The following is a 12,489-nucleotide window of genomic DNA, read 5'->3' on the forward strand; positions in this document are numbered from 1 at the left end:
CTGGCTCGGATGACTGTTCAAAACCCGGCCAACCTAGAGTCCGCGCTTCAAGCGAGTCAAGGAAACCCTTGTAAATGTAAACTTTTTCATTCCGCCATAAGACCTCAGTCCATTTCCGACCGGAATGGTGATTGGAGGCCATCTCATTCAGCTCGCACCAAACGTGCGTCAGTTTATTAGAACTCAAGAAGCCATCACTGTTCTGATGAGGACGAAAAGATCCGCCCTGCATCGGTTTCGTGACACCGAAGACTTGACGTGGGAGTTCTTGACGGTCCAAGCCGGCGAGAGAGAGAGTTCACGAATCACCCAGCGGCGCATCCCCGTGAAAGTCCGGCTCAGGCAATCGTCAGGCATCCGGAGCGCGCGCCCATTCATCCCGGCAAGTCACCGGTGCCTCAGGAGCCCATGGACTTCAGTTGGACGAGCGAGCAGGAGGAGTTGTACGACCGGGCACTGACTTTCGCCCGGACCAGGCTGGCCGAGGATCCGAAGCGCCAGGACGAGGGATTCCCTCGCGACCTGTGGCGGTTGTGTGGCGAGTTCGGCTTTCTGGGCCTTCCCATTCCCGAGCAGCACGGGGGCCTGGGGTTGGACACGCTGACGACGGCGCGGGTGATGGAAGCGCTGGGGCGGGGTTGCTCCGATACGGGCCTCGCCTTTTCCGTGGGAGCCCATCTCTTCGCCTGCGTGATGCCCATTCTGGAGGGCGGCGATGACGCGCAGAAGGCCCGCTACCTTCCCAAGCTGTGCTCGGGGGAGTGGGTGGGCGCCAACGCCATCTCCGAGCCCGAGGCCGGCTCCGACGTCTTCGCCCTCAAGACCCGCGCGGTGCGCGAGGGGGACGAGTACGTGCTCGATGGGGGCAAGAGCTATGTCACCAACGGACCCACCGCGGACGTGTTCCTCGTCTACGCCGTCACCAATCCCTCGCACGGCTTCATGGGCCTGAGCGCCTTCCTCGTCGAGAAGGACACGCCGGGCCTCCAGGTGGGGCGGCCCTTCGAGAAGATGGGGCTGTCCACGTCGCCCATCGCCCCCATCTATCTGGAGGCGTGCCGGGTGCCCGCCTCCGCGCGGCTCGGCCCCGAGGGCCAGGGCGCGCCCCTCTTCAAACGCTCCATGCAATGGGAGCGCGCCTGTCTCTTCGCCGCCTACGTGGGCGTGATGGAGCGGGTGCTCGAGCAGACGGTGGACTTCGCCCGCGGCCGCAAGCAGTTCAAGCGGGCCATCGGGAAGAATCAGGCCATCTCCCACCGCCTGGCGGACATGAAGCAGCGGCTCGAGTCGGGACGGCTGCTGCTCTATCGGGCGTGCTGGTTGATGGATCGCGGTCAGGAAGCGGCGATGGAAGTGTCCCTCGCCAAGCTGGTGATCAGTGAAGCCGCCATCCAGTGCGGACTGGACGCCATCCAGATTCACGGCGGAATGGGCTACGTGGTCGAATCGGGCATCGAGCGGGTGCTGCGCGATGCCATTCCCAGTACCCTCTTTTCCGGCACCTCGGAAATCCAGCGGGACATCATCGCCAGCAACCTGGGCCTATGACACTCGATCAGATCGTGATTCGCAGCGCGGCGCGGACCCCCGAGGCCATCGCCGTCAAGGGTCCCGACGAAACGCTCACCTACGGGCAGCTCGACGCGCTCGCCAACCGGATCGCCCGTGCCCTGCAAGGGCTGGGCGTGAAGAAGGGCGACCGCGTGGGGCTGTGGACGGAGAAGTCCGCGCGCGCGGTGGCGGCGATGCAGGGAATCTCCCGGCTCGGTGCCGCCTACGTGCCGATGGATCCCTTGAATCCAGCCACGCGGACGAAGCTCATCCTCGAGGACTGCCGCATCGACGTGCTGGTGACCAGCGCCTCGCGCGCGGTCGAGCTGCGCGACGGCGGCCTGGAGCGGCTGCGCTTCCTGTTGGTGGAGGACGCGGGACCCGAGCTGTCCTGGGCGGGCCTGTCTGGCTTTTCCGCGGAGCCGCTGCCCTGGCACGGCTCGGACGAGAACGCCCTCGCCTATATCCTCTATACCTCGGGCTCCACGGGGACGCCCAAGGGCGTGTGCATCAGCCACCGCAACGCGCTGGCCTTCATCGAGTGGTGCCACGAATTGCTGGGCACCACTGCGGACGACCGATTCAGCAATCACGCGCCGTTCTTCTTCGATCTGTCGGTGTTGGACCTCTACGCGGCCTTCCTGGGCGGCGCCTCGGTCACCCTCATCCCGGAGGCCCTGGCCTTCGCCCCGGAGAAGCTGGTGGAGCTGGTGCTGCGCGAGCGGTTCACCGTCTGGTATTCGGTGCCCTCGGCGCTCATCCTGATGATGCAGCAGGGCGGACTGCTGAACCACGCCCAGCTTCCCTTCCGATCCTTGCTGTTCGCGGGAGAGCCCTTCCCCATCAAGCACCTGCGGCCCCTGCGCGAACACCTGCGGGACACCCGGTTCTTCAACCTGTACGGCCCCACCGAGACGAATGTCTGCACCTTCCACGAGGTGACGCACATCCCCGCCGAGCGCACCGAGCCGGTTCCGATTGGCATCGCGAGCTGTGGGGACAAGGTGTGGCTGGCGCCTCCCGCGGAGGCCGATGACGCGCCCCGGGAGGAAGGAGACGGAGCGGTCGGAGAGCTGATGGTGGAGGGGCCCACGGTGATGCTGGGCTACTGGGGCCAGCCGCCCCAGGAGAACCGGCCCTACGCGACCGGGGACCTGTGCCGCCAGCTGCCGGACGGGGGCTTCGAGTACATCGGCCGCCGCGACAACATGTTGAAGGTGCGGGGCCGGCGGCTCGAGCCCGGGGAGATCGAGGCGGCGCTGCTCACCCACCCGGACATCCGCGAGGTCGGAGTGGTCGCCGCGGGCTCCGGCCTGGAGGCCCGGCTCGTGGCCTTCCTGGTGAGCCACGCCACCCCCCCGCCCTCCCTGCTCAAGGTGAAGAAGCACTGCGCCGAGCGGCTGCCGCGCTACATGATCGTCGACGAGGTCCGCGTGCTTCCGGAGATGCCTCGGACACCGAATGGCAAGCTCAACCGGCGCGCCCTCCGGGACCTGGCGCAACAGCGCCCCTCGAAGGACGGGAACGCGCCCGGGTAGCCACACCCCGGCGCGTCTCAGAGGCTCGCGAGGGCCACGCGGTAGAGCGCGCGGTAGCCCATGCGCGGCGCGGGCTCGAAGCGATCCGCGGTGAAGATCTCCTCCAGCAGGCGCTTGCCGTCCTCGCGCTCGTGCAGCGAGAGAAACGCGCGCTCCAGCAGCCCCACCACCTCGGCGGGCACACCCATTCCCACGGGCACGCCGTCGTTGGGGGCTTCTTCCGTGTACGCCAGCAGTTCGAACGCGCCACTCTGGCCCGGCAGCACCACGTCCACCCCGTCCGCGTAGATGAGCCCCGTGGACTCCGGCGGGCAGAAGATGCTCGCCACGTCCGCCGTCCCGTCCCGCACCGCCTCCAGCGCCGCCTGGTAGGAGCCCGTGAAGTGCTGCGCGGAGAAGACCTTGCCCGGCTCCTGCCCCCGGGCCTTCAGGTACGCGGCCGGCAGCAGGTAGCCGCCCACCGAGTCCCGGTCCACCCACGCCATGCGCCGGCCCTGGAGCGTGTCCAGGGTCAGCCCCGAGCCCGCGCGCACCACCAGGGCCGAGCGGTAGGACGAGCGGCCCCGCCGCACCCCTCGCGCCAGCACCCGCACCCCCATGGCCTCCATCCGCGCGCACACGAAGGGCGGCGCCCAGACGGCATCCGCCCGGCCCGCGAGCAGATCCTTGGCCAGCGCCTCGTAGCTGGCCGCCACGCCCACCTCCACCTTGCGGCGCAGGGCGCGCTCCAGGAAGACGGTCAACGACTCGGCCCGCTCCCGCGCCGGCCCACTGCCCAGCGAGGGCGGCAGTCCGAAGCGGAAGGACACGCGAGCCGGATGTGGGGGAGGCGCGGGCATGAAGGCGGCTCGCTCAGGCCTGGCGGTCCATGCGCTCCACTTCGTCGTCCGCGAGCCCGAAGGTCGCCTGGAGGATGTGGAGGAGGCGCTGCTCGCCCGCGCTGGGCTCCTGGCCGCCCGCATGGGCGATCTTCGTCGCCAGGCGGTAGGCCTTGACGCGCTGGGCGTGCGTGGTGAGCCCGTGCGCCAGCACCTGCAAGCGCTGCGGCAGGCCCTCGGCCATGAGCGCCGAGACCGCCTCGCTCACGAACTCCTGCGCCCGCTCGGGGCTCACGTTGTGGAAGAGCGGATCCGACGCGAAGCTCTCCACGAGCTCGCGCGCCTCGGCCTCCTTCAACTTCCCGTCCGCCGCGCTCACCAGCACCATCACCTCGGCGTACAGGCGCTCGAGCGGCTCGCCCAGCGCCTCGGCGAGACTGCCTCCGCCCTCGATGACGTCGATGATGCGCGCCACCTCGTCCTCGGAGATGCCGAGCGCGGCCTGGAACATCTTGAGCAGGCCCAGCTCCGTGCGCGTGGCCCGGTGGTCCGAGAACGCGATGGCCGCCGCGAGCCCGAAGCCCAGCATCCGCGTCTTGTGGTCCGGCAGCCGCGCCCGGAACGAGGCGAGGATCTCCTCCATGTCATGCGCCTTGGACAGGCGCTGGGCGCTCGCCACCACCAGGGCGTTGAGCTCCTCGGGCTTCGTGCCCTCGAACTCGGGGCGTTCAATCACCCGCCGCAGCAGGGTCTGCAGCTCCACCTGGCTCACCTGGCCGTCGGCCATGGCCGCCAGCAACATCACCTCCACCAGCGCCGCGTTGCGCTCCTTGCGCGCCTTTACTGCCTGTTCTCGAGGCATCCGCCCACCCTTCCTTCGTTGTTGCCGCCGTCGTGTTGCGACCGCGCGTCCACGGACGGTACCGCCCCCTCGGAAACGAGCGCGGAGAAGTCGAAGATGTCCTTGTCCATCAGTTGGCTGGGGCGCACATTGCCCATGGCCGCCAGGATGCTGCGGCGCACGTCGGGAATGTCGCGGCCCAGCTCCTCCACCAGCTTCTTCATGCGCGCGCGCTGCAGGTTCTCTTGCGAGCCGCACAGGTCACACGGAATGATGGGGAACTGCTTGAGCGCGGCGTACGCGGCGATGTCCTTCTCCGGCGCGTAGCACAGCGGCCGGATGACGGTGTTGCGCCCATCGTCGCTCTTGAGGATGGGGGGCATGCCCCGGATGGCGCCCGCGAAGAAGAGGTTGAGCAGCAGCGTGTGGATGAGATCGTCCCGGTGGTGGCCGAGCGCGATCTTGTTGCACCCCAGCGCCACCGCGGCCGAGTAGAGGATGCCGCGGCGCATGCGCGAGCACACCGAGCACTGCGTCTTGCCCGGGGGCGTCTTCTCGAGGACGACCGAGTAGGTGTCCTCCTTGAGCATCTTGTAGGCGAAGCCCTCCCCCTGGAACCACCCCTCCAGCGTGTGGGCGGGAAAGCCCGGGTGCCCCTGGTCCAGGTTCACCGCCAGCAACTCGAACTTCACGGGCGCTTTGCGCTGCAGTTCGCGCAACAGGTAGAGCAGGGTGTACGAGTCCTTGCCCCCGGACACCCCCACCATGATGCGGTCTCCCTCGGAGATGAGGGAGTAGTCCGAAATGGCACGGCCCATGTGGCCGAGCAGGTTCTTTTCCAGGCGGAGGACGTCGGAGTTCATCAGGGGCGTCATCCTAGCGGCGGCGGCGGAAAAAACACGCTCCACGGACACACCCGGTCCGCTAGCCTGCTTCACCCCATGCCGACCTTTCCCTCAGGTGCGCAGGACCTCGTGGATGCCGCCAGCGCCCAGGCCGCCGCTCGTCGACTCGAGGAGGCCCCGGAGCTGTCCGTGGACGTGGAAACGGACGCGATGCACTCCTTTCGCGCCCGCCTGTGCTTCCTCCAGGTGGCCTCGGACACCGATGTCTTCCTCTTCGACACCCTGCAACCCGGCGTCGCGCCCTCCCTGCTGGCGAAGGTGATGGAGGACCCCCAGCGCACCAAGTTCTTCCACGCCGCGGCGGGAGACCTGCCCTTCCTGGCCGAGGCCGGGGTCCGGGTCCAGGGTCTCTTCGATACCCACCGCGCGGCGACGCTGCTGGGCTGGCCCAAGGTGGGGCTCGCCGACCTGGCACGCGAGCGCCTGGGCGTGGAGCTGCCCAAGGAGCACCAACAGTCGGACTTCTCCCTGCGGCCCCTGCCCCCGGAGATGCGCGACTACATCGCCAACGACGTGCGCTACCTCGTGGAGCTGGGCCGGCAGGTCCGCGAGGAATGCCGCAAGGCGGACGTGCTGGAAGAGGTGCTGCTCGACTGCCAGCGCATGTGCGACGAGGCCGCGGCACGGCCCGAGGTGGGCGCGGACTTCAAGCCGAAGCTGCCCAAGGGCGGCCTGTCCCCCGCGCAGCTGCTGCTCGCCAACACCCTCGCCCAGGCCCTGCACCGCAAGCGTCTCGTCTGGGCCGAGGCGGAGAACGTCCCCATGGGGCGCACGCTCTCCAACATGGCGATCACGGACCTGGCGCTCAAGCCGCCCGGCAACATCAAGGAGCTGTCCAAGGCCGCCGGCGTGCGCGGCGCCTTCGTGCGCGCCCATGGCGAGGAGGTGCTGGCGCTCGTGCGCGAGCTGCTGGAGAAGTCGCGCCAGGGCGAGCTCAAGCCCGAGACCGGAGAGAAGGGCCCTCGGGACGCCAACCGGCGCAAGCGCGAGGACGCCCTCAAGGCGTGGCGCTCGGAGCAGGCCACGGCGCGCAAGGTCACCCCCTCGGTGGTGCTGCCCAATCCGCTCCTCGACGCGCTCGCGAGCCGTCCTCCGGCGGATCTGGACGCGCTCCGGGCCCTGCCCTACCTGGGCGACAAACGCGTCCGGCTCTATGGAGACAGCCTGCTGGCCGTGCTCGCCCAGTTTCCCGTCCAGGCATGAAGGACGTCCGGCTCACGGGCCTGTATGCGCAGGTGCGCCCCAGGCCGACAAGGAAGGCAAGAGTACGACTCAAGGGCATGATGAAACCTGTACACCACCGGACGTCGGACGGTTGCGGACAGGGGGAACATGCGTAGGTTGGGATCTGGTGTGGAGGTGGCGGGCATGTCTGGAGCGCGATTGGGTGGGGAGACGATCGATGTCCATCACTGCATCTCGGCGAGCCTGAGTTGTCAGGCGTCGTGCGAGGCGGCGATGCGACAGATGGTGTCGAGGGGGATGCGCGCGGACAGCGAGCCGGTGCGCCTGCTGCGCCAATGCGCGGAGCTGTGTGAGTTGAATGTCCGGGCACTGCGCAAGGACAGCCGGCTGAGCCGCCGCACGGCGACGCTGTGCTTCGAGTTGAGCAACCAGGTGGCGCGCACGGCGTGGCTGGATGGCAACACGTCCAACCACGGACTGGCCCGGGATGCGCTGCAGCTCGCCCGCGCCTGCCGTCCGCTGCTGTTCACCTGAGCGGATCGCCTGATAAGGGGCGCTCGCGGGCGCCTCGAGGGCTCCCGTGACGTGAATCCACCCACGAGGGGAGCCCATGGCGGAGCCGGACACGCGGGACCTGGCCGAGGTAGTGCGTCGGCTGGAAGAGACGGTGTCGCGGCTGGAGTCGCGCATCGCCCACCTGGAGACGGCCCCACGGCCCCCGCCTCCATCCCCAGCGCTTCCCTCCACCGCCCCCGGCACCCCGCCTCCCGAGCCGAGGGACCTGGAGGCACACCTGGGCACGTACTGGCTGAGCCGGGCGGGCATCGTCGCGCTGATCCTCGGCTTCGCCTTCCTCATCATCTATCACTTCGGGGACCTGGGCGTGCTCGCGCGCGTGGGCGCGGGCTACCTGCTGAGCGCGGGGCTCGCGGCGCTGGGGCTGTGGCTCTCCAAGCGCCATGAGCTCTTCGGACGCATCGTCTTCGGCGGAGGACTCGCGCTCGCCTACTTCGTCACGTATGCCCTGCACTTCGTGCCCGCGGTGCGGGTGATCGACAGCGAGCTGCTGGCGCTCGTGCTCCTGGCGCTCAACACCGTGGCCATCGTGGTGATCGCCCACCGCATGCAGTCGGAGACGGTGGCGGGCATCGCGCTGTTCCTCGGACTGCACACGGGGATGCTCAGCGACATCACCCTCTTCACCCTGATGTCCACCTCGCTGCTCGCCGCCGGGGCGCTCTTCTTCCTGGTGAAGAACCGCTGGGTGATCGTCCCGCTGTCGAGTCTCGTCGCCGTCTATTCCACCCACGTGGTGTGGGCCATGCGCACCGGAGCCATCGCCCCGGGGGAGCCCGCGGGCGAGCGGCTGGCGCTGAGCCTCGCCTTCCTCGGGCTCTATTACGTCCTCTTCTCCGTGGCCCTGCTCGCCTACCCCCACGAGCTGTCCCGGCGCGCGGGCCTCGCCTTCGCCCTGCTCAACTGGGTGGGACTGCTCACCCTGGGCGCCGTGGAAGTGGAGCGCTGGGACACGCCCCACCTCTTCTCCTTCTTCGTCGCCGTGGCGCTCGCGCAAGGCGTGGGCGGCGCGGTGGCCCGGCGGAGGGGCGCGTCCACCGCCCTCTTCCAGGCCTACCTCGCCACGGGAGTGCTCACGCTCGCGCTGGGCGTGCCCACCGAGTACGAGGACGCCGCGCTCGTGCGCACCTGGACGGTGGTGGGACTCGCGACGGGCCTGGCGGGACGGGGGCTCGGCGCGGGGGCATTGCAGGCGGTGGCGGTGGGCCTGCTCTACCTGGCGCTGGGGGCCTCGTGGCTGCCCTCCTCGGGACGCGCCCTCCTGGACGCGGGACTGCTCGTGAGCTTCATCCTCGTGGAGCGGGCCGCGGTGGCCCATGCCGCGCGGCCCCCCCGCCTCCTCCAACCCCTGTGTGCGCTCGGAGCGGGGCTCGCCGGGGTGTGGCTCTTGGGCGAGGTGATGCCGGGGGAGCTCACCACGCTCGCCTGGGGCGTGGCGGCGTCGGGATTGTTCGTTCTCGGCTTCACCGTCCGCGAGCGCTGGTACCGCTTCGCGGGGCTCGGCGTGCTGGCCCTCACCCTGGGCCGGCTGATGTTCGTGGACCTGTCCGGACTGCCGCCCGATCAGCGCATCCTCACCTTCCTGATGCTCGGCGTGATGCTGCTGGCCGTCTCCTACATCTACACCCGCGTACGTGGCCAGCGGGGTTGAGTCCGGCTACTCCAGCGCGCCGGGCTGGGGCGCGTTGCTCTTGCGCAGGGGCAGCTCCGGCAGCGCGAGGACGACGAGGAACGAGAGCCCCGCAACGAGCAGGGCCACCTTATAGAGGGCGCGGATCGCCTCGGAAAAGGCCTGCTTGAAGGCCATTTCCACCCGGTCCACGGAAGCATCGAGGGAGGCCTGGGCTCGCTCCAGGCCCGAGAGCGTCCCCCGCGCCGCCGCGTCTCCCCCCTCGGCCGCCGGGACGAGCGCGTCGCGCTGCTTGGCGAAATCCCCGGCGATGCGCGCCTTGAGGGCCCCCGCGTCGAACGCCCTCGTCCCCGGAGCGCCCTCCCCCGCTTCCTGTCGTCCGCCCATCGCCTGGGACACGAATGAACGGCGGTACTCGGCCGGCAGCTCCCGGGTGGCCTCCGTCATGTGCGTGACCATGGACGAGCCGAGCACGCCGCCGAACACCGTGCCCAGCAACGCCACGCCCATGGTGGAGCCCATCAGCCGGAAGAAGGTGGCGCTGGCGGTGGCCACGCCCACCTGGTGCGGCGCCACGCCGTTCTGGATGGCGAGCGTGAAGAGCGGAATGGCGGGGCCCAGGCCCAGGCCCACGAGGACCATCTTCCAGGTGAGCTCGCCCTGGGTGGAATCCGGAGTGAGGGTGAAGCCCATCACCCCGAAGGCGACCATGAGCACGCCCTGGGCCACCAGCATCAAGGGCTTGTAACGACCCCAGCGCGACACGAGCTGACCCGCCATCACATTGCCCACGACGACGCTCAAGGTGAGTGGCGTGAGCGTGAAGCCCGAGCGCGTGGCCGACAGCCCCACCACGTTCACCATGAAGAGCGGCAGGAAGACGATGGCCCCCAGAAACCCCACGCCATTGAGGAAGGTGGCGATGTTGCCCACGGCGAACACCCGGTTGCGGAACAGCGTCAGGTCGAGGATGGGCTCGCGCACGAAGCGCTCCACGACCACGAAGGCACCCGTCCCCACGACGGACAGCCCCAGCATGCCCAGAATCAGGGGAGAGCCCCACGCATGGCCCGTCCCGTTCACCCCGGACTCCCCACGGCCCAGGGACAGCGCCACGAGCAGGGGCACGGTGGCCACGATCAACGTGAACGTGCCCCACAGGTCCACCGAGGGCCGTGCTCCATCCCGGCGCAGGGGCGGCATGCGGGTGAGGATGAAGCCGAGCGCCACCAGCCCCAGGGGCAGGTTGACGAAGAACACCCAGTGCCAGCTCAGGTGATCCGTGAGGAAGCCGCCCACGAGCGGACCCACCACGCTCGACAGTCCGAACAAGCCGCCGAAGATGCCCTGGTACTTGCCGCGCTCGGCGGGCGGAAAGATGTCCGCGACGATGGCGAACGAGCTCGTGAAGAGCGACGCGGAACCCGCCCCCTGCAACGCCCGGGCGAGGATGAGCTGGAGCGAGGTGCGCGACAGGCCACACAGCGCCGAGCCCGCCAGGAAGATGATGATGCCGATGACCAGGATGCGCCGCCGGCCGAAGCCATCCGACAGCTTGCCGTACACCGGCACCAGCACCGTGGAGGTCACCAGGTATGACGTGGTGATCCACGCGTAGAGCGAGGGAGGAATCCCCAGGTCCCCCTGGATGGCGGGGCCCGCCGTGGACACGATGGTCTGGTCGAGCGCGGCCAGCAACATGCCGAGCATCACGCCCGCCAGGGTGAGGATCTTCTCCGAACGGGTCAGCGTGAAGGGCTGGGTGACGACCATGGCCAGCAAGGTTCCACGAAGACTCCGTCCCCACAATGCATGGAGGGCCAGGCCATGGCGGCACTACCCGGCACTCAACGAAAGCGGCCGTGGCCCCGCGCGCTTCACAACTTCACGCCGTAGAGCTCTCCGAATTTGGACCTCAGATAGACGAGGAAGTCCTCATCGGTGAGTCCTTCACCCGTCACCTGACGCACCCGCTCCTCGGCGGGCAGACGGTACCCCTCGGCATGCACGTGGGTGCGCAGCCAATCGCGCAAGGGCCGCAGCTCGCCTCGGGCCAGACCCTGCTCCAGTCCTGGCAGGGCTCGCCTCGCGGTGGAGAAGAGGGACGCGGCGTAGAGATTGCCCAGCGCGTACGTGGGGAAATAGCCAAATTCGCCCCAGGCCCAATGAATGTCCTGGAGCACCCCCTGGCGATCATCCGGAGGCGTGATCCCCAGGAAGCGCCGCATGCGCTCGTTCCACGCCTCCGGCAGGTCCGCGAGCGGCAGCTCGTCCCGGATGAGCAGCAACTCCAACTCGTAGCGCAGGACGATGTGCAGGTTGTACGTCACCTCGTCCGCGTCCACGCGGATGAGCGAGGGAGTGACGCGGTTGATGGAGGCGACAAAGGCCTCCATCTCCACATCCGCGAGCGACTGGGGAAAGGCCTCGCGCAGGACGGGGAAGTAGTGCGACCAGAACGGCCGGCCCCGGCCCACCAGGTTCTCCCACAGGCGGGACTGGGACTCGTGCAGACCCATGGAGGGCGCGTTCGCCAGGGGCGTGCGGTAGTGCGCCGGATGGAAGCCCTGCTCGTACAGACCATGCCCGCCCTCGTGCAGCGTGGTGAAGAGGCTCGCGAGCGAGCCCTCCTCCAGGCCCGTGGTGAGACGCACGTCCGTGGGGTGCAGCCCACTGGAGAAGGGGTGGATGCTCTTGTCCTGCCGCCCCGCCTCCAGGTCGAACCCCATGTCCTCGAGCAGACGCAAGGACAGGCGCCACTGGACGTCGGTGTCGAAGCGCCGGCCCTGGAGGACGTCCAGCACCTGGCGCGGCGCCGTCTGGAGGCGAGCCACCCACGCGATGAGGGTGTCACGCAGCGAGGAGAGCACCGGATCCAGCCTCGCCACGCGCATGCCGGGCTCGAACCCCTCCAACAGGGCGTCATAGCGCTCACCGTCGTGGCCATAGGCATCCGCCTGCTCGCGGCGCAGGACCAGCAGCCGCTCCAGGGCGGGCCGGAAGAGCTCGAAGCGGTTCTCCTTGCGCGCCTGGCGCCAGGCGTGAAGGCCCCGGCTCTGGGCCTCGGCGAGCGCCTGCACCAGGGCCCGGGGCACCTTCACCGCCCGATCCCTCTCCTGGATGAGGACGCGCGCCATGGCGAGCTGGTCATCCGAGAGGTCCGTGCGCCCCTCCGTCCAGGCGAGCCACTCGCCCAGGCGGGGGTCCACCAGACGCTCGTGGTGGAGCCCCTGCAAGGTGGAGAGTTGCTGGGCACGCGCCTCGGCCGCCTTGAGGGGCAGGTAGGTTTCCTGGTCCCAGGCCGCCAGGCCGATGAGCCCATTGAGGTCCCGAAGTTCCTTCATCCGGACGAGCAGTGCGTCGAAGGTGGTGTCCATGGGAGGATTCTTTAGTCCGGATCCGCGCGGACTTCCGCAAGAGGCGGCATTCGGTTAAGGGGCGGACG

General features: G+C 69.0%; 10 protein-coding genes. 5 read left to right on the forward strand and 5 right to left on the reverse strand.

Translation table 11 applies throughout. From position 1 onward, the window contains the following. Window positions 1-408: 408 nt before the first annotated feature. Both pigA and MEBOL_RS08530 read left to right on the forward strand, forming a co-directional pair. Window positions 409-1,548: a prodigiosin MBC biosynthesis dehydrogenase PigA gene (gene pigA, locus MEBOL_RS08525; protein ID WP_095976948.1), complete on the forward strand. Its 1,140-nt coding sequence runs from the start codon at window positions 409-411 to the stop codon at window positions 1,546-1,548. Next, complete coding sequence (locus MEBOL_RS08530; protein WP_095976949.1) at window positions 1,545-3,089, forward strand: amino acid adenylation domain-containing protein; 1,545 nt, start codon at window positions 1,545-1,547, stop codon at window positions 3,087-3,089. Before pigA ends, MEBOL_RS08530 begins: the two co-directional genes overlap by 4 nt. A 17-nt stretch (window positions 3,090-3,106) precedes the next feature. Here MEBOL_RS08530 and MEBOL_RS08535 read toward each other — a convergent pair whose 3' ends face one another. Genes MEBOL_RS08535 through ttcA form a run of 3 tightly spaced genes read right to left on the reverse strand, consistent with a single transcriptional unit; the run spans window position 3,107 to window position 5,611 of the window. Continuing rightward, window positions 3,107-3,928 carry a phosphate/phosphite/phosphonate ABC transporter substrate-binding protein gene (locus tag MEBOL_RS08535; protein WP_095976950.1) on the reverse strand — a complete coding sequence of 274 codons (822 nt, stop codon included), beginning with the start codon at window positions 3,926-3,928 and terminating at the stop codon, window positions 3,107-3,109. Window positions 3,929-3,941: 13 nt separating this feature from the next. Then, a complete protein-coding gene (locus MEBOL_RS08540; RefSeq protein ID WP_095976951.1) occupies window positions 3,942-4,769 on the reverse strand; it encodes a TerB family tellurite resistance protein in 828 nt (275 codons plus the stop codon). Further along, entirely contained in the window at window positions 4,748-5,611 is an 864-nt protein-coding gene (gene ttcA, locus MEBOL_RS08545) for a tRNA 2-thiocytidine(32) synthetase TtcA (protein WP_281256645.1), read from the reverse strand. The genes MEBOL_RS08540 and ttcA overlap by 22 nt, the downstream gene beginning before the upstream one ends. A 78-nt stretch (window positions 5,612-5,689) precedes the next feature. On the opposite strand from ttcA, the gene MEBOL_RS08550 reads away from it, so the two are divergent. The 3 genes from MEBOL_RS08550 (at window position 5,690) to MEBOL_RS08560 (ending at window position 9,065) form a co-directional block, all read left to right on the forward strand. Further along, on the forward strand, window positions 5,690-6,856 hold the full coding sequence (locus tag MEBOL_RS08550) for a ribonuclease D (protein WP_095976953.1): 1,167 nt from the start codon (window positions 5,690-5,692) through the stop codon (window positions 6,854-6,856). 165 nt (window positions 6,857-7,021) lie between these two features. Continuing rightward, window positions 7,022-7,372, forward strand: coding sequence for a four-helix bundle copper-binding protein (locus tag MEBOL_RS08555; protein ID WP_170115468.1), 351 nt, complete (start codon window positions 7,022-7,024; stop codon window positions 7,370-7,372). 76 nt (window positions 7,373-7,448) lie between these two features. Next, window positions 7,449-9,065, forward strand: coding sequence for a DUF2339 domain-containing protein (locus tag MEBOL_RS08560; RefSeq protein ID WP_095976955.1), 1,617 nt, complete (start codon window positions 7,449-7,451; stop codon window positions 9,063-9,065). A 6-nt stretch (window positions 9,066-9,071) separates the two neighbouring features. Here the strand turns inward: MEBOL_RS08560 and MEBOL_RS08565 are convergent, their stop codons facing one another. Both MEBOL_RS08565 and MEBOL_RS08570 read right to left on the reverse strand, forming a co-directional pair. Beyond that, window positions 9,072-10,817 (reverse strand): MDR family MFS transporter, encoded by a 1,746-nt coding sequence (locus tag MEBOL_RS08565; RefSeq protein ID WP_095976956.1) that lies wholly within the window; start codon window positions 10,815-10,817, stop codon window positions 9,072-9,074. Window positions 10,818-10,921: 104 nt separating this feature from the next. Then, window positions 10,922-12,421: a carboxypeptidase M32 gene (locus tag MEBOL_RS08570; RefSeq protein ID WP_095976957.1), complete on the reverse strand. Its 1,500-nt coding sequence runs from the start codon at window positions 12,419-12,421 to the stop codon at window positions 10,922-10,924. Between the last annotated feature and the right edge of the window lie 68 nt (window positions 12,422-12,489).

Source organism: Melittangium boletus DSM 14713 (assembly GCF_002305855.1).
In the GTDB taxonomy this organism is placed as follows: Bacteria; Myxococcota; Myxococcia; order Myxococcales; family Myxococcaceae; genus Cystobacter; species Cystobacter boletus.